The organism is Arthrobacter globiformis (assembly GCF_046536215.2).
GTDB classification, from domain to species: Bacteria; Actinomycetota; Actinomycetes; order Actinomycetales; family Micrococcaceae; genus Arthrobacter; species Arthrobacter globiformis_E.
In genome coordinates this window covers 3,216,441-3,242,980 of sequence record NZ_CM143421.1, presented here as the reverse complement: position 1 = coordinate 3,242,980, position 26,540 = coordinate 3,216,441, and the positions used below count along the sequence as shown (strand labels likewise).

At 68.2% G+C, this 26,540-nt stretch carries 22 protein-coding genes; 12 read left to right on the top strand and 10 right to left on the bottom strand.

What is annotated here, in order from left to right; translation table 11 throughout:
- Positions 1-44: 44 nt before the first annotated feature.
- Positions 45-1,163 carry a histidinol-phosphate transaminase gene (hisC, locus tag R5O87_RS14600; protein WP_410555366.1) on the bottom strand — a complete coding sequence of 373 codons (1,119 nt, stop codon included), beginning with the start codon at positions 1,161-1,163 and terminating at the stop codon, positions 45-47.
- A gap of 59 nt (positions 1,164-1,222) precedes the next feature.
- On the opposite strand from hisC, the gene R5O87_RS14595 reads away from it, so the two are divergent.
- The gene (locus R5O87_RS14595; protein ID WP_410555365.1) at positions 1,223-1,651 is read left to right on the top strand and encodes a phage holin family protein; all 429 of its coding nucleotides are present in this window, start codon (positions 1,223-1,225) and stop codon (positions 1,649-1,651) included.
- On the opposite strand, the gene R5O87_RS14590 is transcribed toward R5O87_RS14595, so the two are convergent.
- The gene (locus tag R5O87_RS14590; protein ID WP_410555364.1) at positions 1,605-3,170 is read right to left on the bottom strand and encodes an alpha/beta hydrolase family protein; all 1,566 of its coding nucleotides are present in this window, start codon (positions 3,168-3,170) and stop codon (positions 1,605-1,607) included. The two genes, R5O87_RS14595 and R5O87_RS14590, sit on opposite strands and share 47 nt — an antisense overlap.
- On the bottom strand, positions 3,170-3,493 hold the full coding sequence (locus R5O87_RS14585) for a hypothetical protein (RefSeq protein WP_410555363.1): 324 nt from the start codon (positions 3,491-3,493) through the stop codon (positions 3,170-3,172). Before R5O87_RS14585 ends, R5O87_RS14590 begins: the two co-directional genes overlap by 1 nt.
- 205 nt (positions 3,494-3,698) lie before the next feature.
- Between R5O87_RS14585 and purB the strand changes: the two genes are divergently transcribed.
- The 5 genes from purB (at position 3,699) to R5O87_RS14560 (ending at position 12,111) form a co-directional block, all read left to right on the top strand.
- Entirely contained in the window at positions 3,699-5,141 is a 1,443-nt protein-coding gene (purB, locus tag R5O87_RS14580; RefSeq protein WP_410555362.1) for an adenylosuccinate lyase, read from the top strand.
- 132 nt (positions 5,142-5,273) lie between these two features.
- Entirely contained in the window at positions 5,274-5,939 is a 666-nt protein-coding gene (locus R5O87_RS14575) for a histidine phosphatase family protein (RefSeq protein ID WP_410555361.1), read from the top strand.
- A 149-nt stretch (positions 5,940-6,088) separates the two neighbouring features.
- The gene (locus R5O87_RS14570; RefSeq protein WP_410555360.1) at positions 6,089-10,984 is read left to right on the top strand and encodes an NAD-glutamate dehydrogenase; all 4,896 of its coding nucleotides are present in this window, start codon (positions 6,089-6,091) and stop codon (positions 10,982-10,984) included.
- Positions 10,985-11,107: 123 nt separating this feature from the next.
- Entirely contained in the window at positions 11,108-11,611 is a 504-nt protein-coding gene (locus tag R5O87_RS14565) for a GNAT family N-acetyltransferase (protein WP_410555359.1), read from the top strand.
- Positions 11,612-11,676: 65 nt separating this feature from the next.
- Positions 11,677-12,111 (top strand): acyl-CoA thioesterase, encoded by a 435-nt coding sequence (locus tag R5O87_RS14560; RefSeq protein WP_214852015.1) that lies wholly within the window; start codon positions 11,677-11,679, stop codon positions 12,109-12,111.
- A 15-nt stretch (positions 12,112-12,126) separates the two neighbouring features.
- On the opposite strand, the gene R5O87_RS14555 is transcribed toward R5O87_RS14560, so the two are convergent.
- The 3 genes from R5O87_RS14555 to R5O87_RS14545 all read right to left on the bottom strand — a co-directional run bounded on the left by R5O87_RS14555 (position 12,127) and on the right by R5O87_RS14545 (position 15,275).
- On the bottom strand, positions 12,127-13,158 hold the full coding sequence (locus R5O87_RS14555) for an FAD-dependent monooxygenase (protein ID WP_410555358.1): 1,032 nt from the start codon (positions 13,156-13,158) through the stop codon (positions 12,127-12,129).
- Positions 13,159-13,210: 52 nt separating this feature from the next.
- Positions 13,211-14,395, bottom strand: a complete 1,185-nt coding sequence (locus R5O87_RS14550; RefSeq protein WP_410555357.1) for a 4-hydroxybenzoate 3-monooxygenase — start codon at positions 14,393-14,395, stop codon at positions 13,211-13,213.
- A gap of 130 nt (positions 14,396-14,525) precedes the next feature.
- Entirely contained in the window at positions 14,526-15,275 is a 750-nt protein-coding gene (locus tag R5O87_RS14545) for an IclR family transcriptional regulator (RefSeq protein ID WP_410555356.1), read from the bottom strand.
- A 219-nt stretch (positions 15,276-15,494) separates the two neighbouring features.
- On the opposite strand from R5O87_RS14545, the gene R5O87_RS14540 reads away from it, so the two are divergent.
- Both R5O87_RS14540 and R5O87_RS14535 read left to right on the top strand, forming a co-directional pair.
- Positions 15,495-17,933, top strand: coding sequence for a molybdopterin oxidoreductase family protein (locus R5O87_RS14540; RefSeq protein WP_410555355.1), 2,439 nt, complete (start codon positions 15,495-15,497; stop codon positions 17,931-17,933).
- The gene (locus tag R5O87_RS14535) at positions 17,930-18,391 is read left to right on the top strand and encodes a hypothetical protein (RefSeq protein WP_410555354.1); all 462 of its coding nucleotides are present in this window, start codon (positions 17,930-17,932) and stop codon (positions 18,389-18,391) included. The genes R5O87_RS14540 and R5O87_RS14535 overlap by 4 nt, the downstream gene beginning before the upstream one ends.
- Positions 18,392-18,409: 18 nt before the next feature.
- Here the strand turns inward: R5O87_RS14535 and R5O87_RS14530 are convergent, their stop codons facing one another.
- Both R5O87_RS14530 and R5O87_RS14525 read right to left on the bottom strand, forming a co-directional pair.
- The gene (locus R5O87_RS14530; RefSeq protein WP_410555353.1) at positions 18,410-19,486 is read right to left on the bottom strand and encodes an FUSC family protein; all 1,077 of its coding nucleotides are present in this window, start codon (positions 19,484-19,486) and stop codon (positions 18,410-18,412) included.
- Between the two features lie 126 nt (positions 19,487-19,612).
- Complete coding sequence (locus R5O87_RS14525) at positions 19,613-20,590, bottom strand: SMP-30/gluconolactonase/LRE family protein (protein WP_410555352.1); 978 nt, start codon at positions 20,588-20,590, stop codon at positions 19,613-19,615.
- 258 nt (positions 20,591-20,848) lie between these two features.
- Here R5O87_RS14525 and R5O87_RS14520 point away from each other — a divergent pair, with 258 nt between their 5' ends.
- Complete coding sequence (locus tag R5O87_RS14520; protein WP_410555351.1) at positions 20,849-21,766, top strand: amino acid-binding protein; 918 nt, start codon at positions 20,849-20,851, stop codon at positions 21,764-21,766.
- Here R5O87_RS14520 and R5O87_RS14515 read toward each other — a convergent pair.
- Together R5O87_RS14515 and R5O87_RS14510 are read right to left on the bottom strand one after the other, a co-directional pair.
- Complete coding sequence (locus tag R5O87_RS14515) at positions 21,714-22,247, bottom strand: HPP family protein (protein ID WP_410555350.1); 534 nt, start codon at positions 22,245-22,247, stop codon at positions 21,714-21,716. The two genes, R5O87_RS14520 and R5O87_RS14515, sit on opposite strands and share 53 nt — an antisense overlap.
- Positions 22,248-22,367: 120 nt before the next feature.
- Positions 22,368-23,351, bottom strand: a complete 984-nt coding sequence (locus tag R5O87_RS14510) for an aldo/keto reductase (protein ID WP_410555349.1) — start codon at positions 23,349-23,351, stop codon at positions 22,368-22,370.
- A gap of 270 nt (positions 23,352-23,621) precedes the next feature.
- Between R5O87_RS14510 and R5O87_RS14505 the strand changes: the two genes are divergently transcribed.
- The 3 genes from R5O87_RS14505 (at position 23,622) to R5O87_RS14495 (ending at position 26,538) form a co-directional block, all read left to right on the top strand.
- A complete protein-coding gene (locus tag R5O87_RS14505; protein WP_410555348.1) occupies positions 23,622-24,980 on the top strand; it encodes an MFS transporter in 1,359 nt (452 codons plus the stop codon).
- 68 nt (positions 24,981-25,048) lie between these two features.
- The gene (locus tag R5O87_RS14500) at positions 25,049-25,732 is read left to right on the top strand and encodes a GntR family transcriptional regulator (protein ID WP_410555347.1); all 684 of its coding nucleotides are present in this window, start codon (positions 25,049-25,051) and stop codon (positions 25,730-25,732) included.
- Positions 25,729-26,538: an aspartate/glutamate racemase family protein gene (locus tag R5O87_RS14495; protein WP_410555346.1), complete on the top strand. Its 810-nt coding sequence runs from the start codon at positions 25,729-25,731 to the stop codon at positions 26,536-26,538. The genes R5O87_RS14500 and R5O87_RS14495 overlap by 4 nt, the downstream gene beginning before the upstream one ends.
- Positions 26,539-26,540 lie beyond the last annotated feature (2 nt).

Genomic DNA, 26,540 nt, shown 5'->3' with positions numbered 1-26,540 from the left:
CCTTACTTTATCCGGCGTAGGTAGAGCCGGCTGTTTGTTAAGCGCTAGGAACGGCGTGGCGGTTTTGTGTAGACCGCACAGAGTTCCAGGAATCGCGTATTCGCTTCCACTTCGCCGATGCTCACCCGGACGCCTTCGTTTCCGAAGGCCCGCACAGACAGCGCCCGTTCCCCGGCGAGCTGGGCAAACTCCGCGCTGTTCTCGCCCAGATCGAGCCAGACAAAGTTCCCCTGGGCCTCCGGAACGAACCAGCCGAGGTCCCGCAGGCCGGCCGTCACGCGGTCCCGCTCGTCCACGAGGCTTTGTACCCTTTCTACAACCTGGTCAAAATTCTGCAGCGACACCACGGCGGCCTGTTCGGCGATCTGGGAGACCGCGAACGGGGTGGCGGCGACGCGCAGGTGCTGGGTGAGCTGGGGCTGGGAAACGCTGTAGCCGACACGGAGGCCGGCAAGGCCGTGCGCTTTGGAAAACGTCCTGAGCACCACCACATTGGGGTACTTGCGGTACATCCGGATGCCGTCCACGGCGTCTTCAGCCCGGACGAACTCCTGGTAGGCCTCGTCGATGACCACCACAACGTCCGAGGGGACGGCCTGGATGAAGCGCTCGGTTTCCTCGGCGGTCAGAATCGGGCCCGTGGGATTGTTGGGAGTGCACAGCAGGATCACCCGGGTCCGCGCGGTCACGGCTGCGGCCATGGCGTCGAGGTCATGGCGCCCGTCGGCCGTCACGGGGATCCGTACGCTCTCTGCCCCGGCCAGCCCGACACAGATGGGGTATGCCTCGAAGGACCGCCACGCGTAGATGACTTCGTCAGGCTTGCCGTCGTCGTTCTGGCCGGCGAACGTGCTCAGCAGCTGGGTGAGGGCGCCCAGGCTGCCGGCACCGGTGACGATGTCCTCGGCCGGCACGTCGAGGAACCCGGCGAGCGCGGTGCGCAGCTTGGTGCTGAGCGGGTCGGGGTAGCGGTTGAAGTCTGTCTGGGCGGCAATGGCCTCCACCACGGCCGGGATGGGCGGCAGCGGGTTCTCATTGGACGACAGTTTGTAGCTGGCAAGGCCGTCGACGGCGACGGGCGGCTTGCCTGCAGCGTAGCGGGGCAGCCGGTCAACCACCGGTCGGGGCCTCAGGCCCCCCGCCATAGTCTCTGATGAAGTCATGCCACCTAGCCTATGCCCCTGACTGCCGGCCTGACCTTGCGGTGTGAAAGCATGGGCGCATGCGGTCTTTCATCATGCGCGTGATCATTAACGGGCTGGCGCTGTGGATTGCCAGCTGGCTTCTGCCCGGCCTGGACATCTCCACCACAGCCACCACGGAAGCAGTCGCCAAGACCGGAGTGAACCAGGGAACCGACGCCGCCGGCATTGTCCTGGCGTACCTGTTCATCGGGCTGATATTCGGCCTGGTCAACGCGTTTGTGCGGCCGGTGGTCAGCTTCCTCTCCCTGCCCATCACCATCCTGACGCTGGGGCTCTTCACGGTGGTCATCAACGCCGCGATGCTCTACCTCACCTCCTGGATCAGCAGCTACACGCCGGTGCACTTCACGATCGACTCGTTCTTCTGGACGGCCGTGCTGGCTGCCATCATCATCACCATCATTTCGCTGGTGGCAGACCGGCTCCCCGGCGCCCGCCACCGCTGACCCGGCCAGCGCTGCCGACACCCCCGCCGGCTGGCGGCCCGCCACTGCTTGCGCCATCTGGTCCGCTGCCGATGACGGGAAAGATGATCCTGCCCGGTCCGGGCAGTGGCGGCTGGACGGCAGGCATGGGCGGCTTTGGCGCCCGGACCAGCTGGAATCGGGTGGCCCTGGCCGTTCCTCCTGCACCCACGACGCCGGCAAGCACGCCGGTGGACGCCACCAGCGAAGAATCAGGGCTCGCGGCGACAGCCCGCGCCCCGGCCTCGTAGTTGGTGAGCCGGTGGCCAGGTCCGAGGCCGGCATCCTCACCGGGCGGCGTCCTGACCACGCCGTTCAGCGTTACCGTGACCCGGTCCCTGGTGTCCGGGTTGGGAAGGCCTTCGCTGCCCGGAACCCAGTCCTGCCGGTGCTCCAGATGCAGGCTGCTGACGCCTGGCGCCGGGTTTATCGCCCCCACCGGCGATCCCGCCGTCAGCACGTACTTGAGGTTGTACTCGGCCAGGAAGGCCTTGTCCCGGCTCAGGTTCATCGCATGGATGCCGCCCTGGCTGTAGCCGACGGCCACCACCTGGTCCCCAGCCTCTGCCCCTGCCTCGTGAAGCGCCGCCCGGATGGCCCCGGCCGTGTACTCGGACCCGTATCCGAACGCTTCGCCGATTCCGGCCTCATCGAAGGGGTTGGGACCGCCGGTGTTGCCGGGCTGGGTTCCGGGAATGATCACGATGAACGCGTCCCGGCCCCCGGTGGTTGTCTGGATGACCTCGATCTGGCCCGGGCCGGCTTCCTCCACTTCGCCTGCCCGCGCAAGAAGGCCTGCAGGGGACGCATCCAGGTCGATGTCGGCGGAATCCTCTTTGAGTGCCCTGACCGGCCGCGGCCTGAGTTCCGGCAGAACGCGGTCCAGGAGCATCCGCGCAAGCGTGGGGACACTCGACCCCGCCATGCCGGACGCGAGCGCCATCTTCACCGCGGCGTCCATGGGGCTCAGCCGTACTCCCAGGAGGGCTGCCAGGGCGGTGCCGGCTGCGACGCGGTCGCTCGACACGATCGCCTCGGTGCTGGCCGTGTTGGGGCGCCAGTCCCCGGCCAGGGCAAGGTCGATGAACTGCCGCACCGCCAACCACGGGGAGTCCAAATGGAGCTGGGTCATGAGGCTGTTCGCCATCTCGGCGGCGCTGTACTCGAGCTGGCAGGCACGCACGCCGCCGGCCAGGCGCTCCAGTTCATCCCGCACGGCCGCCACGGAGCGCCGCCCCTCCCAGACGGCCGCCAGGGCCCCGGCGCCGCTGGCGGGATCGTCCCGCTGGTAGCTTCCCAGCGATTCCCAGACCCTGTAGATGCCCAGCTCCACGGCCGCCAAATCCCCGGCGAGCGTCTCCAGCTCCCGCGCCCCCATGTCCAGTTCCTCAAGCTGGAACGAGATACCGCCCACTCCGCCGCGCACGGAAAGGACCCCGTTGGACGCCGGTTCAGCCGGACGGAGCTGCCCGCCGGTGCCACCCGGGGCGGCCTCGGCCATCAGTAGCCCCCGGAGGCAGGGAGGGCCGCCCCAGCGACGTTGACGGAGTGCCGCCGCAGCGCGAGGGCGGCGGCAAGCACTCCTTCCCGGGCCCCGGCGAGGGCAATGGCGTGCCCCCGAAGGCGGGACCGGTAGGCCTGGCCGGCGGGCGACTGCCAGTCCATGAGCTGGAGCTGCGAAAGCCTGGCCTGTACGGCATCGACCTGTTCCGCGCAGGCCTCCATCCGCCCGGCCAGCAGCTGGACTTCAAAGCCGCGCGACGAACATGCCGCGGCGTCAGCCGCCGTGATGCCGGCGCTCATCACCGTGATGCTGGCGCTCATCCGGATACCCCCATCCCTGTGGCCCGGCGCTCCGGCGCCCGGCCCTTCCTCGCTTCCTGACCACGACGCTAGGGCGCCGTCCGCCCCCGACGGAACGGCCGGCGTCGTCCATGTGGACAAGTGCATGCGGGGCGGGGCTGTGGAGGAGAAGTCACACCGACTCCCGCGCTTCGGCGGGCACAGAACTTCATGAAAGAATCAGGTCATGCCTGAAACTGCCGCCACAGCTGACACCCGTACGCCCTCCGGACGCCTCGCCCTCGCCGCGTCAGGGGAACAAATCGCGCTCGGCCCGCTGGACGGCCGCTACAAGTCCGCCGTCGCTCCCCTCGTTGACTACCTGTCCGAGGCAGCCCTCAACCGCGACCGCGTCGCCGTCGAGGTGGAGTGGCTCATCCACCTGACCGGGGACAACGTCCTCCCCGGCGCCGGCCCGCTGACCGAGGACCAGCAGGAGCAGCTGCGCGCCATCGTCACCGAATTCGATGCCGCCTCCGTCACCGAGCTGGCCGAAATCGAAGCCGTCACGGTCCACGACGTGAAGGCCGTGGAGTACTACATCGGCCGCCGCCTGCCCGCCATCGGCATCGAAAACCTGACCGCCATGGTGCACTTCGGCTGCACCTCCGAGGACATCAACAACCTGTCCTACGCCCTCGGCGTGAAGGGCGCTGTGGAGGACGTGTGGCTGCCTGCCGCCCGCGCCCTAGTGGCCCAGATCAGCAAGATGGCCGAGGACAACCGCGCCGTTCCGATGCTGTCCCGCACGCACGGCCAGCCCGCCACGCCCACCACCCTGGGCAAGGAACTCGCCGTCATCGCGCACCGCCTGAACCGTCAGCTGGAACGCGTCGCCAGGACCGAATACCTCGGCAAGATCAACGGCGCCACCGGCACGTACGCCGCGCACGTGGCCTCCGTCCCCGGCGCCGACTGGCAGCAGGTCGCGAAGTCGTTCGTGGAGAAGCTGGGCCTCACGTGGAACCCGCTGACCACCCAGATCGAAAGTCACGACTGGCAGGCGGAGCTGTATGCCGACGTCGCCCGCTTCAACCGGATCCTGCACAACGTCTGCACGGACATCTGGAGCTACATCTCGATCGGCTACTTCGCGCAGATCCCCGTGGCAGGCGCCACCGGCTCCTCCACGATGCCGCACAAGGTCAACCCGATCCGCTTCGAAAACGCCGAGGCCAACCTGGAGATCTCCTCCGGCCTCCTGGACGTGCTGGGCTCCACCCTGGTCACCTCCCGCTGGCAGCGCGACCTTACGGACTCCTCCAGCCAGCGCAACATTGGCGTCGCGTTCGGCCACTCGCTGCTGGCCATCTCCAATGTGGCCAAGGGCCTGGAACGGCTCGACGTTGCAGAGAGCGTGCTCGCCGAAGACCTCGACACAAACTGGGAAGTCCTCGGGGAAGCCATTCAGATGGTGATGCGCGCGGAGGCGATTGCCGGCGTCGAAGGCATGGAGAACCCATACGAGCGGCTCAAGGACCTCACCCGGGGCCAGCGCGTGGACGCCGCCCGGATGCAGGAGTTCGTCCAGGGCCTGGGCCTCTCAGCAGAGGCAGAGGCGCGGCTGCTCGCTCTGACCCCGGGCAAGTACACCGGCATCGCGGACCAGCTGGTGGACCACCTCAAATAAGTACGACGGCGGTGCCGGGCTTCGCTGCCCGGCACCGCCGCCGTTTCCGGCGGCTTCCGCAAGAAGAAGCCGGACCCGCCAAGGCGGCCCGCGCCGCCTACCTTTCCCACTGATGACAAGGAACGCGACACCATGAGGCTGCTGCTCATCCGCCACGGCGAAACTCCCGGGAACGTGCTGGGGCAGCTGGACACCGCGCACCCGGGCCCCGGTCTCACCGAGCTGGGCGAGCGCCAGGCGGAGGCCCTGCCGCGGGCCCTGGTGAACGAGCCGATCAGTGCCCTCTACGCCTCCACCCTGGTCCGGACCCAGATCACGGCCAAGCCGCTGAGCCGGGAGCTCGGCCTTGACGTGAAGATCCTCGATGGCATCCACGAGATCGAGGCGGGTGCGCTGGAAAAGCTGACGGACCATGAGTCCCACCGGCGCTACATGAGCACCGTCTTCGCCTGGACGGACGGCGATTTTGACCGCCGGATGCCCGCCGGGCCGAACGGCCACGAGTTCTTCGAGCGCTATGACGCGGCCATCGCCAAGGTGGCCGCGGAAGCCGCCGGTGCCGGTGCCGTGGCCGTCGTGAGCCACGGCGCCGCCATCCGCGTCTGGGCGGGCCACCGCGCGGACAACATCGACATGGAATTCGCCGCCCGGCATGTGCTCGCCAACACCGGCATCGTGGCGCTGGAAGGCGATCCCGACGCCGGCTGGAACCTGATCCACTGGGACGCCAGCCCCGTCGGTGGGCTCGCCCTTGCCGACCCCACCGCCGAGGACCCGATGGGAAAGACCACAGGCTAGACCCGCCGCCGTCCACATACCCTTGTCCACATAGCGGAGCCACGTACTGGACGGGCGCCCGAGGACGCGGCCATCATGAAAGCAGGCGTCGGGACAGGACCGGCAACCGCGACTTGCGGCGGTGTCCCGCACGGTGGAGGCGCACTGCCATGGCACAAGAAACGGTGCCGCGGGGCGGGGACCGGGGGGACGGCCCCTACCTGCCCGGCGAATCGTTCCTGACTGACTACTACGAGCACGTGTCCGGGGAGGACATCGGGGATTACAGCCTCGACATCCTCCGGGAGCGGGCGATGTACCACCTGTCCGTGGCCGCGGAGCGCGCCCCGGGGCAGGCCGCCGTCGGGGTTTTCAGCGACCTCGACGCAACAATCGTGGCCGTCGTCGCGGACGACATGCCGTTTCTGGTCCACTCGGTCACGGCGGAACTGACGCGCGAGGACGCGGCGATCCGGCTGCTGGTGCACCCCACGTTCGAGGTTCTGCGGGACTCCCGGACCCATCAGCTCCTGGACCTGCGGCACGGACCGTCGAGGTCGGGACTGGCTGTTCCCGGGACGGCTAACCAGTCGCCGCCGGACGCCGGAGCCTCGGATGACTGGACGGGCAGCGACTCCCTGGTGGCAACTGAGACGTGGGTGGCGGTGGAGATTGACAGGCTCCCGGACTCCTCCGGGCAATCCGGGCGATCCAGCGCCGATGAGCTCACCGCCAACCTGTACCGGGTGCTGGACGATGTCCGGGCAACCGCGGCGGACGCGGCCGCCATCCAGGAGGCGGTGACCGCTGCCATTGTCTCCGTTGATACTTTCCCCGCGTCCTCCGCTCCGCCGCCGGACCAGGTCCGCGACCTGCTGCGGTGGCTGGACGACGGCAACTTCACGTTCCTGGGATACGAGGACCGCCCGGGCCATGTGGAACACGCAAGCCACGCGCTGGGGCTGCTGCGCCGCCACCTTGCGGGTGACGGCGGCCGGATAGACAATAGCGAACAGCCATACGACGGCGGCGGACAGGTTTTCACGCTCACCACGTGTGACCTGCACTCGAGCGTGCTGCGGGCCTCCTACCTGGACGAGCTGCGGCTCCCGATTTTCAGTGCCGCGGGAGAAGTCAGCGGTGAGCGGCGCTTCGTGGGCCTCTTCACGCCGGGCGCTTCAAGCCAGTCGGTCCGCCGGATTCCGGTGATCCGCGACAAGCTGGCAGCGGTGCTGGGGCATCTCGAATCCGCGCCGCGGTCACAGCGGAGCAGGGACGTGCTGGCGGTCCTGGAATCATTTCCCCGCGACGAGCTGTTCTCGATCGGCGTCGATGATCTGACCAGGCTGGCTGCCGACATCCTTGACCTGCAGCAGCGTCGCCGGACCCGGCTGTTTCTGCGCCCGGACAGCCCCGGACGCTTTGTCCACGGCCTGGTGTTCCTGCCGCGGCGGCGCTACAACACTGCAGTCCGGCTCAGGATCGAACACGAACTCCGCCAGACCTTCCGGCCGCAGGACATGGAGTTCGAGGTGCGGCTGGGGGATTCCCCCATGGCAAGGGTTTTCTTCCGGATCCTGCTCGCCCCCGGCGCCGCACCGGATGTCGATGCCGCTGGTCTGGAACAGCGGGTGCTGCGGGCCACGCGCTCCTGGGCTGAGGGGCTCGACGAAGCACTCAGGGACCGTTTCCCCGGTCCCGAGGCATCCACACTCTCGGCACTGTGGTCAGCTGCCTTTCCGCCGAGCTACCGCGCAGAATACGGCGCGGACCAGGCCATCCGGGACATCAGCAGGTTCGAGGAGTTTGACCTGGACGGCGGCGGTGGACGGGACCCGGACGATCCGGCCCTGACGGTCCATCCCCCTTCCGGGCCTGACGGCGCCTCACCCGCTGCTGCCCCGGCCTCCCGGATCCGGCTCTATCTCACCCGGCCCCGCAGCCTCACGACCTTCCTGCCGTTCTTCCACAATCTCGGCATCGAGGTGCTGGACCAGCGGCCGTTCGGCCTGCGCCGCGATGGCCGCGACTTGCACCTGTACGACCTCGGCGTGACGTATCCCGACGACGTCGACCCCGCCCAAGTGGGTGGCCTGCTGGCGGATTGCTTTTCGGCGGCGATGAGGGGGGACATCGAGTCCGACAGTTTTGATGCCCTGGTGATCCGTGAGTCGGTGCCCTGGCGGCAGGTTGTCATCCTGCGCAGCTACGCCAAGTACCTGCAGCAACTGGGCACCACCTATTCCTATGGGTTCATCGCGGAAACACTGCTGGCCAACGTCCGGGCCACCCGCGCCCTGCTGGAGCTGTTCGCCGCCAAGTTCGATCCGGACCTGACCAGCGCCGACAGGCTCCGCAGCACCGCCTCGTCACGTCAGGAACTTCTGGCCGCCATCGATGACATCCCCGTGCTCGAAGCCGACCGGCTGCTGCGCACGTTCATGAACCTCGTGGAAGCCACCCTGCGCACCAACTACTACCAGGGCAAGCCGCATCTGAGCATCAAGCTCAACCCGGCGGCCATCCACAGTTCGCCGCTGCCACGGCCAAAATACGAGGTCTGGGTGTACTCGCCCCGTGTGGAGGGCGTCCATCTCCGTTTCGGGGCACTGGCGCGAGGCGGGCTGCGCTGGTCGGACCGGCGCGAGGATTTCCGAACCGAGATCCTCGGCCTGGTGAAGGCGCAGGTGGTCAAGAATTCGGTCATTGTGCCGACAGGCGCCAAAGGCGGTTTCTATCCCAAACGGCTGCCGGATCCGGCGGCTGACCGGGCAGCCTGGCTCGCCGAGGGCCAGGAGTGCTACCGGATCTTCATCCGCGGCCTGCTGGACCTGACCGACAACCTGGTCCAGTCCGCCGTCGGAACGACCGGTGACGACGGCCGGGGGACAGTTGTCCCGCCCGAACGCGTGGTCCGCCATGACGCCGACGATTATTACCTTGTGGTGGCTGCCGACAAGGGCACCGCTTCCTTCTCGGACACGGCAAACCTGCTCGCCGGTGAATACGGATTCTGGCTGGGTGACGCCTTCGCCTCGGGTGGTTCGGTGGGCTACGACCACAAGCAGATGGGCATCACCGCGCGCGGGGCGTGGGAGTCGGTGAAGGAGCATTTCAGGGAGCTGGGGCTGGATACCCAGAACGAGGATTTCACTGTGGCGGGCATCGGCGACATGAGCGGCGACGTCTTCGGGAACGGCATGCTGCTCTCCCCCCACATCCGCCTGGTGGCGGCCTTCGACCACCGGCACATCTTCCTGGACCCCGACCCGGACGGGGCGGTCTCGTTCCTCGAGCGCTGGCGGCTCTTCGGACTGCCCCGGTCGTCCTGGGCCGACTACGACGCTGCATTCATCAGCGAGGGCGGCGGCGTCTACTCCCGCCACGCCAAGTCGATCATCGTGGCGGAGCCGGTCCGGCGCGTCCTGGGGCTGGAGCGCGGCACCACCGAACTGGCACCGCAGGAACTCCTCCAGGCCATCCTCCGGGCGCCGGTGGACCTCCTGTACAACGGCGGTATCGGCACCTACGTCAAAGCCAGGACGGAGGCAAACGCCGACGTCGGCGACAAGGCCAACGATCCCATCAGGATCAACGGCTCCGAGCTGCGGGCCAGGGTGGTGGCCGAAGGCGGGAACCTGGGGTTGACCCAGCGCGGCCGCATCGAGGCAGCGCTGGCTGGAGTCCTGCTCAATACGGACGCGATCGACAACTCAGCCGGGGTGGACTGCTCCGATCATGAAGTCAACATCAAGATCTTCCTTGACCGGGTGATTGCCGCCGGCCGGATGGACCCCGCTGAACGGACCGGCTTCCTGCATTCCCTCACGGATGAGGTGGCCCGGCTGGTCCTCAAGAACAACACGGACCAGAACGTGCTGCTCCTCAACGACCGGCACCTGGTGTCCAACTGGAGCCCCGGTTTCGAGCGGGCCATGGACTGGCTGGAGACCGCCGCGGACCTCGACCGCAGCATCGAAGCGCTGCCCGGCACCGAAGAACTGCACGACCGGCTCCGTACCGGCCATGGGCTGACCGCCCCGGAACTGTCCGTCCTTGCCGCCTACGCCAAGATCGAACTGGCCGCCGACCTCGTCGCCAGCGACCTCGCCGACGACCCCTGGTTCCACGGCGTGCTCCGGAACTATTTCCCGCGCCGGCTGTCCGAGCGCTTCGCCGCCGAGCTGGAGACCCACCCGCTGCGCCGGGAGATCATCTGCACCGTGGTGGCCAACGACATGATCAACCTGGGCGGCATCACCTTCGCCTTCCGCGCCATCGAGGAAACGACCGCCACCCCGGCTGCCGTCGCCAAGGCCTTCGTGGTGGCGCGTGAGGTGTACGACCTGCCGTGGATCGTGGACCGGATCGCCGCCCTGCCGCCCGGGTTCCCCACCGAGCATGCTGCCGAGGTCGCGCTGCACATGCGCCGGATACTCGACCGGGCCACCCGCTGGTACGTGACCCACGAGCACCGGGACCGGCCCGTCACAGCGTCGCTGGCCCGGATCATGCCGACGCTGGAGCTGCTCCGGACCCGCACCGTGGACTACCTCCGCGGCTCGGACCTGGACCGCGTGCAGGACCGCCTCGCCCACTGGGACCAGGTGGGGCTGCCGCATGAGCTGGGGCAGCGGGCTGCGGACCTGCTGGAGAGCTTCGGGCTGCTGGACATCTCGCTGGTGTCGGAACAGATCCGGGAACCCGTCACCACGATCGCCGACCTGTACTACACCGTGTTCCAGCGCATCGGCGCCGCCAGCCTGCTGCTGCGCATCACGGACCTGCCACGTCAGAACCGGTGGGAGGCCCTCGCCCGGGCAGCCCTGCGTGACGATGTCTATGCGGCCGTGGCGGATATGACGGTCTCGGTCATGCAGCACACTCTCGACGCCGACCCGGCCACCCCCGACCCGATTGGACGCATCGTGGCCTGGGAGCGCGGGCACCAGGAGCAGCTGGCCCGGATCAAGGACACGTTCGCCGAAGTGACCAAGCCCGGGCAGGTCGACATCGCGTCCATCTCGGTCGCCCTGAAGCTCCTGCGGACACTGGTGCGGCCGTAAGAGCGCGGTCATACGGCACGCACGGCGCCAAGTGTTCCCACGGCGCTTACCGGCAGGAAACACCGCGGTAACGGCGCGCTCCTAGCCTTAACTCGCACAACCCTTCGGCGAATCGAGGCACAGATGCAGACCAATCCCAGGCTCAACATCCGGAAAGTCAGCTGGTCTAACCCTGTGGGCGCCGACCTGCGCGCGGCACAGCAGGCCGAACTGGACGCCCGATTCGGATGCGCCGACCATGAGCCGGGACCCAAGCCGTCCGAAGTGGACACGGCCGTGTTCCTCGTGGCCTACGACAAGGGGTCGGGCCAGCCGGTGGGCTGCGGCGGCCTGCGGCTTCTCGACTCCGAGACGGCGGAGATCAAGCGCCTCTACGTTCTCCCCTACACGCGGGGCTCCGGCGTGGCCAGCTCCATCCTGGCCGCCCTCGAGGCCGAGGCCTTTGCCCAGGGGATCACCCGGATCACGGCGGAGGCCGGCTCGGCGCAGACTGACGGCCGCAACTTCTACGCGAACTCCGGCTTCGATCCGGTTCCCAACTTCGGTCCCTACATAGGCGTCGAGCACTCCTACTGCTTCGCCAAGCTGATCAATTGCCACAGCGCAGCGCACACAGCCATGGCCTGAGCGGGCGCAGCGACGGCGGCCGTCACACTCCGGTGGGGCGGGCCGCCGTCGGCTAGTCTCGCGCTATGGAAACCAAAGACATTACGTTCCGCACCCGCAAGTGGGTGCGGCCCGAGGACCTCAACGCCAACGGCACGCTGTTTGGAGGCAGCCTGCTGAAGTGGATCGACGAGGAAGCCGCGATCTACGCGATCCTCCAGCTGGGCAACGGCCGCGCGGTCACCAAGTACATCTCCGAGATCAACTTCGTCAGCTCTGCGGTCCAGGGCGACCTGATCGAGATGGGCCTGACCGCCACGCGCTTCGGCCGCACGTCGCTGACCATGCGCGCCGAGGTCCGCAACATGATCACCCGGCAGAGCATCCTCACGATCGAAGAGATCGTGTTCGTGAACCTCAGCTCCACCGGCAAGCCGGAACCCCACGGCTACACGGAGATCACGTACGACCGCGACCGCATCCCCACACACCACCTCACCGAAACGCTGCAGCAGGACTAGCGCGTGCCGCCAGAGCTACCGGGAGGCCAGCCGCAGCAATCCGTCGCGCAGCGGCTGTGACCGTTCGGCGAGGGCCACGCCCGCCACGGCCGAGGAGGCCAGCCGCAGCAGCTGGGTCTTGAGCGCGCGCTGCCGGTTGTAGGCCTTCAGTGCGTCTTCCGGCGGACGGGCGTTGAGGAGTTCGGCCAGCGTGACGGCGTCCACGAGCGCCTCGCATGCACCCCGGCCAAGGTTGGGTGTCATCCCGTGCGCCGCGTCGCCCGTCAGGACGGCCCCCGGCCGCACAAAGCTGCCGAGGTTCGGCGTGGTCCAGATCCGCTGCGCCAGTGTGGCTTCCGGCGTGGCCTGCTCCAGCACCGTCCGGACGGCCGGCGCACGTGCGCCGAAGCGCTCCCTGGCCTGCCGCAGTGCTTCCGCTGCATCGACACCTGCCGGGCCCAGGCTGGAGCGGAACGAGGCATACCAGTACGTCCTCCCGCCGGACGCGGGCGTGATGCCGAACAGCTGTCCGCGTCCCCAGTATTCCCCGCCGGCGTCCGCCTGGACGGGCACGGGCAGGACGCCGCGCAGCGCCACGTAAGGCGTCAGCCTGGCCTGCGACCTCGCGCCCCAGAAGAAGCGGCGGACCACGCTGTGGACGCCGTCGGCACCCACCAGCAGGCCTGACGCCAGCGGTCCGGTAGCGGGAATCCCGTCCACCCTGCCCTCGACGCGGCGTACGGAGGCGGGCACGGCGCCGTCGAGGATCCGGATGAGGTCAGCCCGTGAGACGGCCAGGACCCCGCGCACCTCGGGGGCCACCAGCGCTGTGCCCGCCGCGTCGCGCAGGGCCATTCCGCGGAAGGCCGTGCCCGCCTCCCTGATCTGCGGCAGCACCCCCAGCACCGCCAGGGCCGCCTGCGCCTCCGGCCACATGGCCAGCGACGTCTCCACCGCCGGTACGCCGGGCCGCTGCTCGTGGACGGTCACGTCGAAGCGTTCCGGGTCCAGGCCCGCCCCGAGCGCAAGGCCGGCAATGCCGCCGCCGATGATGCTTATGGCTTCCATGGACCCGATCTTAAGCCCGACGGCGGGACGCCGGCTGGGCGGGCTGGGAGGCTTAGGCGGACGGCCAGCCGGTGTAGGCCTCGGCAAGGTATGCCTGGCCGTGGCGCGAGGACACCACCGAGTTCAGCTCGCCCAGCTGGCGTGCCCGGGCGAAGTCGCCGGCATCGGCAGGGGTGTGCAGCATCGTGGTCATCCAGTAGGAGAACTGCTGGGCCTTCCACACCCGGTCGAGGGCGCGGTCGCTGTAGGAATCCAGCAGCGCCGCGGAGCCGCTGTTGTAGTAGCTGTCGAGCCCCTCGAACAGCACCTTCACGTCGTGGATCGCCAGATTCAGGCCCTTGGCACCCGTCGGCGGCACGGTGTGCGCGGCGTCGCCGGCCAGGAAGAGCTTGCCGTGCCGCATGGGCGTGTGCACGAAGCTGCGGAACGGCAGGACCATCTTGTCGATGACCGGACCCTCCTTCAGCTCGAAGCCGTTGCCGTTGACCCGGCTGCGGAACTCCGCCCAGATCCGCTCATCGTTCCAGTCGGCCACATTTTCCTTGGGGTCGCACTGGAAATACATCCGCTGCACGGTTTCGGTGCGCTGGCTGATGAGGGCAAAGCCGTTCTCGGAGTTGGCGTAGATCAGCTCGTCGGAACTGCGCGGCGCCTCGGTGAGGATGCCGAACCACGCGAAGGGGTACTCGTGGAAGTACCACTTGCGATTCGCCTCGGGAATCTGGAAACGGCAGTGGCTGCGCGAGCCGTCGGCACCGGCGATGAAGTCGGCCTGCAGCTCGTACTCCACGCCGTCGGCGTCAGTGAACCGGACCTTGGGCTTGTCCTCGATGTCGTGGATGGTGGTATCGGTAACGCTGTAACGCACGTCGCCGCCGTCGGACTCCCGCCGCGCGGCGAGGTCCATGAAGACGTCGGTCTGCGGGTAGAGCCAGACGGACTCCCCCACGAGTTCCTTGAAGTCGATGCGGTGGCTTTCACCGTTGAACCGCAGCTCGATGCCGTCGTGCCGGTCGCCTTTGCGCAGCACGCGGTCGGACACGCCGCCGTCGACGAGCATGTTCACGGTGCCGTGCTCCAGGATGCCGGCGCGGACCGTCTCGGAGATTTCCTTGCGGCTGCGGATTTCGATCACGGTGGATTCGATGCCGGCCTTGGCCAGCAGGTGGGACAGCATGAGTCCCGCGGGGCCGGCGCCCAGGATGGCCACCTGGGTGGTGATGATCTGTCGTGCCATGGTGTTCCTCGCTCCGTTGCGTGGCCCGGAAGTCCGGGCGAAGGTGGTTGCTGGCTAACAGTGTGCGCCGGGAAGTGTGGGCGGCGTTACATCAATTCCGCTGAATGGAATGTGTTAAGAGCCGGGAAACCTAGCCGGTACCCTCACTGAGCCGCCGCGCGATGCCGCGCGCCGCCGTCTGTAGAGCCGGGACCAGTGCCTGCATGCGCATCTCCCGGAGGGGAACCACGACGCCGATCGCCGCCACCGCGCGCTTCTGGCCGTCCAGCACGGGAACAGCAATGCCCCAGGTATCGGGATCGATCACGCCCGCCAGTTCGGCGAAGCCCTGGTTCGCGGCCTCCGCCAGCAGGGCGCGCACTTCGTCCTGCCCCACCTTTCCGGCAGGATCCGCGAACTGGTCCAGGTACTCGGTCTGGACGGTCTTTGGCTGGTGGGCCATCAGGGCCAGCCCTGCCGACGACACGTGCACCGCCATCCGGCCGGCGATCTGGGCCCGGTTGGCCACGGACCCCCGGCGGGACAGCCGCTCAACGAACAGCGCTTCCCAGCCATCGAGCACCGCGAGGTTCACGTTCTGGTTCAGCACATGCTGGATGTCCTCCATGAAGGGCATGGCTGCCTGGCGCAGGGCCAGCGTGGGCGAATTGCGGTTCACCAGCTCCCAGAGCCGCAGGCCCAGCTGCACCGAGCCGCCCGGGCCCGTTTCCAGGAGTCCGTGTGTGGCCAGCTGCCGCACCAGGCGATGGGTGGTGGTGAGGGGAAGGTCCGCGCGTTCCGCCAGTTCGGACAGCTGCAGGACGGTGACGCCGGCCGGGAACGCCGCGATGACGCGGACCACGCGGTCCACCACCGAATCCCCCGACACTGAATTGGCCACCGCATCCCGCTTCCATTGAATGGTTGGAGTTGTCCCAGATTACACCCGGCACCGTATGCCTCCAGGACCGAAACCGGCCTTCCCCCGCATAACCGGCCCGGGGCGGCACCCGGCCGGGAGGCCGCCGTCGAACGCTCATCAGCCAGCCTCTGGCGCGAACGGCGGCGGCGGGTAACCTAGGGACAGTAAGTTCACTTACCATCCTTGGAGGCTGACCCCATGACGGACCGGATCGCAGATATCTGGGGCGAACGGACACCCCACGGAAGCGGACAGGCATGGCCCGAGCGCGTGGATCAGGTCCTGGCCGAGGGGCTGACCGACGGCGACGTGGACAGCTGGGTGCAGTCGGCGTGCGTCCTGTGCAGCAACGGGTGCGGGTGCGACATCGCCGTCAAGGACGGGAAAATGGTGGGCATCCGCGGCCGCGCGGTTGACAGGGTGAACCGCGGGCGGCTCGGACCCAAGGGCCTCTATGGCAGCTGGCAGGGCGAGGAGCACCGCGACCGCCTGACCCGTCCAATGATCAGGGTTGCCGGCGAACTGGTCGAGACGGACTGGGACACCGCGATGGGCCGCATCGTGGAGCGCAGCAAGGAGCTCCTGGCCAGCAAGGGCCCGCTGAGCCACGGCTTCTACACCAGCGGGCAGCTGTTCCTGGAGGAGTACTACGCGCTGGGCATGCTCGGCAAGGCAGGCATCGGCACGCCGCACATGGACGGCAACACGCGCCTGTGCACCGCCACCGCCGCGGCCGCGCTGAAGGAATCCTTCGGCGCCGACGGGCAGCCCGGCAGTTACACGGACGTCGATGAGTGCAGCGCCGTTTTCCTTTACGGCCACAACATGGCGGAGACGCAGACGGTGCTGTGGTCGCGCGTGCTGGACCGGCTGGACGGGCCGAACCCGCCGAAGCTTGTGTGCGTTGACCCGCGCGACACCGAGGCGGCCCGCCGGGCCGAGGTGCACCTGGCGGTCCATCCGGGCACCAACCTGGCGCTGATGAACGGCCTGGTCCGCGAGCTCTTCGTCAACGGCTGGATCGACGAGGCGTACATCGGGCAGCACACGGCCAATGTGGACCAGCTGCGCAGCGTGGTGGAACCCTGGACTCCGGAGAAGGTGGCTGAAACCTGCGGCGTGGACGCCGCCGATGTGCGCCGGGCAGCGGAAATCTTCGGCACCGAAGACAGGGTGCTTTCCACGGTCCTGCAGGGCTTCTACCAGTCCGCCCACGCGACGGCGTCCGCGTGCCAGGTCAACAACCTGCACCTCCTGCGCGGCATGCTGGGCAGGCCCGGCTGCGGGCTGCTGCAGATGAACGGCCAGCCCACCGCCCAGAACAACAGGGAATGCGGGGCCGACGGCGACCTGCCGGGCTTCCGTAACTGGGAGAACCCGCAGCACGTGGCGGACCTGTCCCGGCTGTGGAACGTGGATCCCGGCATCATCCCGGACTGGGCCCCGCCGACGCACGCCCTGCAGATCTTCCGGTACGTCGAGCAGGGCTCCATCGAACTGCTCTGGATCTCCGCCACGAACCCGGCCGTGTCCATGCCCCAGCTCGAACGCATCCGGCACATCCTGGACAAGGACAGCCTGTTCCTGGTGGTGCAGGACATCTACCTCACCGAGACCGCGCAGTATGCCGACGTCGTCCTCCCCTGCGCCGCGTGGGGTGAGAAGACCGGCACCTTCACCAATGTCGACCGGACCGTCCATCTGTCCGAGAAGGCCGTCGATCCGCCGGGCGAGGCACGGAGCGACCTGGACGTCTTCCTCGACTACGCCCGCCGGATGGGGTTCACGGACAAGGACGGGCGGCCGCTGCTGGACTGGTCGGGTCCCGAGGACGGCTTCGAGGCCTGGAAGGAATGCTCGCGCGGCCGCCCCTGCGACTACACCGGCCTCAGCTACGGCAAGCTCCGCGGCGGCAGCGGCATCCAATGGCCCTGCACCGAGGAGAAGCCTGGCGGCACCGAACGGCTGTACACCGACGGAGAATTCCCCACCGCGCCGGAGTACTGCGAGTCCTTCGGGCACGACCTCCTCACCGGTGCCACCACCGGCGAAACGCAGTACAAGGCGACCGTGCAGCCCGGGAAGGCCTGGCTCAAGGCCCTCGACTACACACCGCCGCACGAGGAGCCGGACGCCGAGTACCCGCTGCGGTACACCACCGGCCGGACGGCGTACCACTTCCACACCCGGACCAAGACCGGCCGCAGCCGCCGCCTCAACGCCGCGGCGCCCGAGCCGTGGATCGAGATGTCCGTCGAGGACGCCGCGCGCGCCGGGTGCCAGGAGGGGGACATCGCCCGGGTGACGTCCCGCCGCGGCAGCCTCGAGGTTCCGGTGCGGGTCGGCGACATCCGGCCGGGCACCGTCTTCGCGCCGTTCCACTACGGCTATTGGGACACGTCCGACGGCGGTGCTGGCACCGGCAGCGGGAGCGGGGATCCCGCCGTCGTGCTTAAGCCCGACGGCGGCAGGCACCGGGCCGCGAACGAACTCACCATCACCGAGTGGGACCCGGTGTCCAAGCAGCCGCTGTTCAAGAACGCCGCCGTCCGGGTGGAGAAGCTGCGCAGCGGCGACGGCCCGTCAAAGGCCCCGGACACCACCGCATCCCGCCGCGCCACAGGAGGCCAGCGATGAAACTCCCTGTCTACATCGGTCTGCTGGACGAGGCGGAGGCCACGCTCGCGTCGTCGTTCCGGGTGGTGGCGGACGGCCACGGCGACGAACCTGACGTGCACTTCATCCTGCAGACGTTCGCCAAGAAGTGTGACGCCCACCGGGACGCGCTGAAGCCGGTGATCGACCGCTACGGCGAGGACGTCGAGGGCGAGGAGGAGCACCGGCTGACCGCCAACGGCGTGAAGGAGGTCCGCTCCGGACCGCTGGCGCTGATGCTGGATCTGCAGGACCTGTACGTGCTGGTCAACCACATCGACGTCACCTGGATGATGGTGGGGCAGGCCGCCAAGGGTGACCGGGACAAGGAACTCCAGGGCATCGTGAAGCAGTGTGAGGGTGACTCGGAACTGGAGATCCGGTGGCTGCAGACGAGGATGAAGCAGGCCGCGCCGCAGGCGCTCCTGGTCGCGGAGTAGCCCGTCGCCGGGTAGCCCTTACCGCGCCGCTACCCCCGCCGAAGTCCGCCGCGAAAGCCGGGACCACACGGCGGGGGCCAGCACCACGGCAATTCCGACGGCAGCGCCGATCACCGTCTCCACGATCCGGTCCCGGAGCAGGATGCCGGGCGCGGCCGGGGAGACGAGCAGGGTGGAGGTCAGCGCCAGCGGCGTCACGAAAACCTGGGCCAGCACGTAGTTCCGGGCGATGAAGAGCTCGGCACCGAACTGGCAGATGGCGATCACCAGGACCGTCTGCCACGGCACCGGCTGCAGCAGCAGGATCCCCGCCAGGATAATGAGGCCCAGCACGGTGCCGATGATCCTCTGGACGCCGCGGGCGATGCGGTGCCGCGTGGTGCGTCCCACCAGCGGAACCACCGCCGCTACCATGGCCCAGTAGTTGTGCCCGAAGCCGAGCAGCTGGCCCACAAGGGTGGCGAGGGTGCCCGCGAGCCCTGCGGCCACGAGGTAGCCCACCGCCTCGAGCCCGGCCGCGCGTTTCTCCTCGGCCGTCAGCCGGACGGGCGGAGGCATCTCCCACGGCGTCCGGTGGCTTCGCAGCACGCGGGAGGACAGGCCGACGGCCAGGCAGAAAAGGGTGGTCAGGACGGACACCAGCAGGCACTGCCACAGCGGCGGCTGGCTGGGAATGGACGCGATCGCGGCGAACGCGAAGATGTGGAACAGCGAGCCGGCCGGCCGGTGCCGCCACCGGGCAATCACCCATGAACAGCCGCCCGCCACCGCGGTGGTGGCCAGCACCTGCAGCCAGGTGCTCGCCTCCGGGGACATGCCGCCGGCGTGCACCACGCGGGCGGTCAGCGTGGCCAGCAGGATCACCAGGAGCATGAGCGCTCCGGCCCGGACCTGGATGAAGAACCGCTTGCGGTGCAGTTCGCCGCGGCCGTAGATGCCGGTGAACGCGCCGAAGGAGGCGAAGATCGCCAGGTCCAGGCGGCCCAGCAGGACCAGGGTGATCAGCGGCACGAACACGCCCACGGCGCAGCGCATGGCAACGTGATGATCCTTGTTTGCCGGGGCAAGGGTGAACATCTCGGCCAGCAGCTTCACGGGGAATCGCGCCTTTCGTTGCAGTCTGGAACTGACGACGGCGGCACTGGCGTCCGCTTCCCAGTTTAAGGCGGGCGGCCCCCGCGTTTCCCGTAGAGGCCGCCTGCTGCGCTGTTGCGTTCGTCTCTACCTGGTGGCGTTGGTGCGTGCGTCCACGGTCACCACTTCGAAGGTCTTGGCGTTCGGCACGCCAAACTTGGCGTTCACGGCGGCGAGGGTGTCGTCAAAGAGGGCGGCCGTCGTCGGGATGTTGAAGTGCGGGCTGGTGATGACCTCCCGCAGCTTTGCCGTCGACTCGTGGAAGTTCACGCGGAGCCGGCTGATCTGGTTGGACATGTTCTGCACGGCCCAGACGGTGTCGCCCTTGACCAGGACGCCGTCCACATTCGGGACCTTCACGCCGGTGATCTCGGTGCTGGCGCCGGTGCGCGGGCTGACCGTGTACAGCGCCGCATTGCCCGAGTGGGCGACGACCAGGCGGCGGGCGTCGCGGGAGTAGGCGATGCCGTTGAGGTTGAACTGCTTGCTGGTGTCCGCAGCCGGGCCCTTCAGGGCCAGCGTGCGCACGGAGCCGAGGTCGCCGTCGTCGTCCACGGGAATGAAGTACAGCTCAGCCTGCCGCGAATTGGTGAACCAGGCGCCGTGGTCGGTGAGCGCCACGTCGTTGATGAAGGCTTCCTTGTTGGTCAGCTGGTAGGTCCTGACCGTCTTGCCCGTGTCGGTGTCGTACACATAGGCCTGGCCCGTGGGTCCGCCGGCCACGAACAGCAGATCATTGTGCCGGTCCGCCTTCATGCCCACGGCCACCCTGCCGTCGGGAGCATCGATGAACCTGGTTGCCGTGTCCTTGCGGATGTCGCCGCGGTAGATGTCCCCGGTGACCAGGTCGCCGGCGAAGAATTTGGTGCTGCCGGCCGCCGCGATGCCTTCGGCGCCCTTGGCCCCGTCCAGCAGGATGACCGGGGCAACGTCATCGGACCGGGCCTCTCCGGCCGAGGCGACGGGTGCGGGGACCAGGAGCGCGGCGAGGGCGAGGAGCCCTACGGCGGCACGGCGGCATGAACGACCTGAACTGATGCTGATGGGCATGACGGTGCTCTCCACGAGTCGGTTTTTCCGTGCGAGCAGGCCGTTGTACGGGAGCTCCGCACGCTGGTCCCTTCAGTGTAGGGACCGGACCGGAGGCTGGCCATAGCCCGTCAGCACCCCCGCAAGCACCCCCGAGTTTTTGTCCAGATAATGGCCGCAAAAGCCCCATCAGAGGCCATTATCTGGACAAAAACTCCATGCATCCGGGAAGGTTTCGCTGGATCGGAACGCGGGGGCAATCATCCCGTAACAGCCGCGGGGCAGGCTGGCACCATGAAGCCCCACGCTCCGAAACCCCTCCTGCGGAACCGCCACGCCCCGAACACCGCGGCCGAACTGAGCTGCGAGGTCTGCGGCCAGATGCCCGAGCCCACCAAGACACGCCTCACGGTGGCCAACGTCGCCGTCATGCTTCCCATCGAACTGCTGGTGCATGCGCTGGTGGTGCAGACGCACCTGCCCTACCTGGCCAAGGTGCTGGTGCTGACGCTGACGGCCACCGTCCTGGTGATCTGGGTGGCCGAGCCGTCCGCCGCGCGCATCCTGCGGCGGTGGCTCCACGCGCCCGCGCTGCGTCACCGCCGGCGCCTTGGCACGGCGCCGGCACTGTGGCGGGCCCGGATTGTGCTCCGCGACGAGCCCGGCTCCCTGAAGCGGATCACCAGGTCCCTGGCGCTGCTGGACACCAACATCCTGGGCATCCACGTCCATCCGGTCCGGGGCGGGGTGATGGATGAATTCGTGCTCTCCGCCCCGGGCGGGGTCGGCGAGCGCCAGCTGCTGGAGGCCCTGATGGACGGGGGCGGCCGGAGCGCGCAGGTCTGGCCAACAACAGCCCTGGCCATGGCTGACGGACAGACCAAGGCACTGAGCCTGGCTGCCCGGATCGCCGCCACTCCCGCGGAGCTCCCGCTGGCCGTGGCGGAGCTGCTGTCCGCCCGGATCCTCGAAGCCGGCAGCGAGTCAGCCCGCGCCTGCGCTGAAACGAACGACGCCGGCACCCTCCTGAGAATCCCGACCGCCTGGCACGGACCCATCACCTTCGTCCGTCCCGGCGAGCCGTTCACGCCGGCCGAATCGGCCCGCGCCCACCGGCTCGCGGAGCTCGCCGAAATCCTGGCTCACCGGGAGGCCGGGCTTATTTCCGGACCGGGCGGGTCCCCAGGAGCATGTTCAGCCCCCTGCCGATGAGGGTGGTCATGACCACCGCCGCAGCAACCGACGCCAGCTGCGGCGGGGTGGTGAGGATGCCGAGGCTGATGATCAGCGTGGTCGCCCCTGCCGGCGGATGCGGCATGCCGGTCCACGTCAGCACCAGGGTGGTCAGCGCCACCGACAGGGCCCCGCTGATGACATGCAGCGCCGTCAGTCCGCCCACGGGAGCCGAGGGCTGGTCCTGCAGGCCAAAGGCGTAGAGGCACAGGGCTCCGGCCAGCAGCCCCACCCCGTGGCCCGCGAGAGCGTTGACGGGCCTCGAAGCCTCCTGCTCGGGGGACTCGAAGAACAGCATCACCGTGGGGCCGAGGCTGGGGAAAAGCCACGGAAGGTGGAGAAGAACGCCGACGACACCACAAAGTCCCAGGACGACGATCACCAGGGCAGCTGCGTACACACCGGCCCCGAGCCCGTGCCATTGGCTTTTCATTCGCTCGAGCAAGGAAGCCTGTGCCATCGCCGATCCTCCCGAATCCGTCAGCGTCGAGTCACTTAACGCCAGTCCCTCAACGCCCTGCCGGCGTTGTTGTGACCCGTACCCCGCCAGGCCCGGACTTACCCCCTCAGGACCGTGGCGTCAGAACCCGGAGGGGTGGCGGGGCGTGTAGCTCTCTTCGAGGCGCCGGATTTCCGGTTCGGTGAGTTCAAGCTCGACGGCGGCAGCGGCGTCGTCGATATGGCGTTCCTTCGTCGCGCCAACGATGGGTGCGGTGACCGCGGACTTGCCCGCGCTCCAGGCCAGGGCGATCTGCGCCATCGGCACGCCGCGTTCGTCCGCTACGGCGGCGACCGCGTCGACGATCGCCTTGTTCGCCTCCTCGTCCTGCTTGTACAGCCCCTTGCCGAACTCGTCCGTGTCCTTCCGCGTCCCGGATCCCGCGGCGCCCCACGGCCGGGTCAGGTTGCCGCGTGCCAGCGGGCTCCAGGGGATGACGCCCACGCCGGTCGCCTGGCAGAACGGGTGCATTTCACGTTCCTCCTCCCGCTCCAGGAGGTTGTACTGGTCCTGCATGGACACGAACCTGGTCCAGCCGTTCAGCTCCGCCACATGCTGCATTTGTGCAAACTGCCAGGCCCACATGCTTGACGCGCCGATGTAGCGGGCCTTGCCGGCCTTCACGACGTCATGCAGGGCTTCCATCGTCTCCTCGACGGGAGTTACCGGGTCATGGCGGTGGATCTGGTACAGGTCCACGTAGTCGGTGCCAAGCCGGGTGAGGGACGCGTCGATCTCGTGCATGATCGCCGCCCGGCTGAGGCCGGCCCCGTTGCGGGCCTGCCGCATCCGGCCGTGGACCTTGGTGGCGATCTGGATCTCTTCCCGGGGCGCCAGTTCCTTGAGCAGGGTGCCGGTGATCTCCTCGCTCGAGCCGGCCGAGTACACATTGGCGGTGTCGAAGGTGGTGATCCCGGCCTCGTAGGCGCGCCGCACGAACGGCCTGGCTTCGTCGAGGCCCACGCTCCACCCGTGCGAGCCCTTTCCCGGGTCCCCGTAGCTCATCATGCCCAGGACAACGGCACTGATTTCCAGGCCGGAGTTTCCAAGTCGGACCGTCTTCATGCGGTGCTTCCTTTCGTGTCAGCAGTTCCCAGCCTGCAGTCACAATTCGTTTTTTCGCGGGCCACGGCCATCTTCACCGAAAACCCTTGACAGTGTCCCACGCCACTCCTTACCTTGAATTTGGGATCCCAAAACGGGATCCCAAATGACAGGACCCCACCGCCGGCCCAAACCAACTCCGCCGGCCCGGGATTCCTGCCAAACCGCGGCCGCACCGCCCCACTACATCCCCCCATCCCCTGTCCGCACCCTTCCCGCAAAGGAGAAGCTGTGTCTCTCCCAGATACTGAAGCAGTGACAACCCAGGCCCAATCCCCCGAGTCCCGCGGCACCAAGCCCGGCAAGGACGGCGTGCAACGGCGCACCAATGTCCGCTGGAAGCTGTTCCTGCTGCTGCTCATCCTGGTTGCCGTCAACTACATCGACCGCGGCTCCATTTCGGTGGCGCTGCCCATCATCCAAAAGGAGTTCAACCTCGCCCCGGAGCTCGTGGGCCTGCTGCTCTCCGCATTCTTCTGGACCTACGCCCTGATGCAGATCCCGGTCGGCCTGCTGATCGACAAGTTCGGTCCGCGCAAGGTCATGACCGCATCCTGCGTTGGCTGGGGCGCGGCAACCGCCGCCTCCGGCATGGCCGGCGGCTTCCTCAGCATGTTCATCGCCCGACTGGGCATCGGCGTCACCGAGGCCGGCGTGATGCCGGCTGGCGGCAAGCTGAACGCCATCTGGATGCACAAGTCTGAGCGCGGCCGCGGCGCAACCATCCTGGATGCAGGGGCTCCCCTGGGCGCCGGCCTGGGCGGCATCCTCATCGCCGGCCTCATCGCCTCCACCGGCAGCTGGCGGACATCCTTCGTCATCGCCGGCGCCGCCACCGTCCTCATGGGCCTGGCCGTCTGGTGGTACGTCCGCGACAATCCCCGCCAGCACCGCGGCGTCAACGCCGCCGAGGCCGACTACATCGAGGCCTCGCATGCAGCGGAGGACGCCGAAGCCCAAAAGGAAGGCAGCAAGGGCAAGCGCGCACTGCTCCCCTACCTGAAGTTCCGCTCGTTCTGGGCCATGTGCTTCGGCTGGCTGGGCTTCAACGGCGTGTTCTACGGCCTGCTCACCTGGGGCCCGCTGTACTTGGCCCAGGCCAAAGGCTTCGACCTGAAGACCATCGGCTGGTCCACCTTCGTGATCTTCGGCGCCGGCTTCGTCGGCGAGATCCTGGGCGGCACCATCGCCGACAAATGGCGCGCCTCCGGCGCCTCCGCCAACCGCGTCATGCGCACGCTGCTGGGCATCTCCAGCGTCGTGGTGGTGGGCGGCCTCATCGGGGTAACCGTCGTCGCTGACCCGACCACCGCCGTCGTCCTTCTCTCCGTGGTGATGTTCTTCCTCCGCTGGGTGGGCCTGTTCTGGAGCATCCCGGCCATCTTGGGCGGCCGCACCAACGCCGGCGTCCTCGGCGGGGCCATGAACTTCAGCGGCAACATCTCCGGCTTCGTCACCCCGATCGCCGTGGGCCTGATCGTCGGCGCCACCGGCTCCTACACCTGGGCGCTGCTCTACTTCGTGGGATCCGCGATCATCATGGGAGCCTCCGTGCTCACCCTGAACTACAACAAGCGCCTGCCTGTCTAAGCTGGGCAGCAAGCCTCGCTTCCCGCCCGCCGGGAACGCAAAGTCACCCAGAATCCGAATGGAGCACCATGCTTACCGCAGAAGAGACCCAGGACAAGGAACGCCCCCTCCGCGAGGCCGTCCGGGACACGCTCCGCACACGGATCTTCGAGGGGCATTACGTTCCCGGCACCCGGCTGGTGGAACGCGACCTCGCCGCGGAGTTCAATGTTTCCCGGCTTCCCGTCCGGGAGGCGCTGAGGATGCTCCGCCAGGAAGGGCTCATCAGCGACCGCGGGGCGCGGGGCGCGGAAGTCAGCACGCTCAGCGCCAAGGACGTCGAGGACCTCTTCGACGTCCGGCAGTCCCTGGAGGTGCTGGCCTGCCGGCTCGCCGCCATCCGCGCCACGGGCGAGGACCTCGGCCGGCTAAAAGGCCTGCTGGACGAGGCCGACGGCTGCCTCGCCAGGGGTGCCGTGATCGAGGCGCACCGGGCCAACAGCGAATTCCACGACGCCATCACCGGCATCGCCGACAATAACTTTCTCAAATCCGCGCTGGAACCCCTGCAGGGACGCATGCATTGGCTATTCCGCCACGTCAGCGACCTGCCGGAACTGATCCAGGAACACCGCGACCTGTACGACGCCATCGCCAGCGGCGACCCCGACCGCGCCGCCGCCCAGTCGGCCTCTCACATCGGCAAGTACCGCGAACAGTTCCCGGAGGACTTCCAAAAGACGGAACCAACCCTGCACCGGAAGAAAAAATGAAGCTTCTCGTCATCAACCCGAACATCAGCGAGGACGTCACCGCGCTGATCGAGTCCGAGGCCCGGCGTTCCGCCTCCCCCGGCACCAGCCTCGTGGTCCGCACGGCCGGCCACGGTGTGGAGTACATAGAAACCCGTTTTGAGTCACTCATCGCGGCGGGCGCCGTCGCCGAGATCATCGCCGAACATACGGCGGGCGCCGGCGCCGCTACCGCTGATCCCGACGGCGCACAGATCGACGGCGTCGTGGTGGCCGCCTTCGGGGACCCGGGAATGCCGGCCCTGAAGGAACTGGCCGACGTGCCCGTCATCGGCATCACCGAGGCCGCCCTGTGCGCCGCGGCGCTGCAGGGACACCGTTTCTCCATCATTGCCATCTCGGACCGGATCCGCCCCTGGTATCTGGACTGCGTGGAGCGGTTCGGCCTCGGCGGGCGGCTGGCCTCGATCCGTTCCATCAACGAGACCCTGAACGCCATCGGCTCGGTACAGCAGGACTTCAAGGAAACCCTGCTGGCACTCAGCCGGCAGGCGGTCGCGGAGGACGGGGCCGACGTCGTGATCCTCGCCGGAGCGCCCCTGGCTGGACTGGCCCGCGAGCTCCGGGGCCAGATCCCCGTTCCCGTGGTGGACGGCATCTCAGCCGGCATCCGGATGGCCGAGGCCGTGGTGGGCCTCCAGTCCGGCCCGCACCGTGCCGGGGCGTTCGCACCGCCACCGGTCAAGGCGCGCAAGGGCTTGTCGGAAAATCTCGACGCCGCCCTGACCGCCGCCCAGACGGCGTCGAACGCCGCGGCGCCCAGCTAACC

Coding starts and splice junctions, on each gene's coding strand:
- R5O87_RS14500 (WP_410555347.1), top strand. CDS start 25,049: ATGCTTACCGCAGAAGAGACCCAGGACAAGGAACGCCCCCTCCGCGAG.
- R5O87_RS14520 (WP_410555351.1), top strand. CDS start 20,849: ATGAAGCCCCACGCTCCGAAACCCCTCCTGCGGAACCGCCACGCCCCG.
- hisC (WP_410555366.1), bottom strand. CDS start 1,163: ATGACTTCATCAGAGACTATGGCGGGGGGCCTGAGGCCCCGACCGGTG.
- R5O87_RS14495 (WP_410555346.1), top strand. CDS start 25,729: ATGAAGCTTCTCGTCATCAACCCGAACATCAGCGAGGACGTCACCGCG.
- R5O87_RS14540 (WP_410555355.1), top strand. CDS start 15,495: ATGACGGACCGGATCGCAGATATCTGGGGCGAACGGACACCCCACGGA.
- R5O87_RS14515 (WP_410555350.1), bottom strand. CDS start 22,247: ATGGCACAGGCTTCCTTGCTCGAGCGAATGAAAAGCCAATGGCACGGG.
- R5O87_RS14555 (WP_410555358.1), bottom strand. CDS start 13,158: ATGGAAGCCATAAGCATCATCGGCGGCGGCATTGCCGGCCTTGCGCTC.
- purB (WP_410555362.1), top strand. CDS start 3,699: ATGCCTGAAACTGCCGCCACAGCTGACACCCGTACGCCCTCCGGACGC.
- R5O87_RS14570 (WP_410555360.1), top strand. CDS start 6,089: ATGGCACAAGAAACGGTGCCGCGGGGCGGGGACCGGGGGGACGGCCCC.
- R5O87_RS14565 (WP_410555359.1), top strand. CDS start 11,108: ATGCAGACCAATCCCAGGCTCAACATCCGGAAAGTCAGCTGGTCTAAC.
- R5O87_RS14595 (WP_410555365.1), top strand. CDS start 1,223: ATGCGGTCTTTCATCATGCGCGTGATCATTAACGGGCTGGCGCTGTGG.
- R5O87_RS14590 (WP_410555364.1), bottom strand. CDS start 3,170: ATGGCCGAGGCCGCCCCGGGTGGCACCGGCGGGCAGCTCCGTCCGGCT.
- R5O87_RS14535 (WP_410555354.1), top strand. CDS start 17,930: ATGAAACTCCCTGTCTACATCGGTCTGCTGGACGAGGCGGAGGCCACG.
- R5O87_RS14585 (WP_410555363.1), bottom strand. CDS start 3,493: ATGAGCGCCAGCATCACGGTGATGAGCGCCGGCATCACGGCGGCTGAC.
- R5O87_RS14550 (WP_410555357.1), bottom strand. CDS start 14,395: ATGGCACGACAGATCATCACCACCCAGGTGGCCATCCTGGGCGCCGGC.
- R5O87_RS14575 (WP_410555361.1), top strand. CDS start 5,274: ATGAGGCTGCTGCTCATCCGCCACGGCGAAACTCCCGGGAACGTGCTG.
- R5O87_RS14560 (WP_214852015.1), top strand. CDS start 11,677: ATGGAAACCAAAGACATTACGTTCCGCACCCGCAAGTGGGTGCGGCCC.
- R5O87_RS14510 (WP_410555349.1), bottom strand. CDS start 23,351: ATGAAGACGGTCCGACTTGGAAACTCCGGCCTGGAAATCAGTGCCGTT.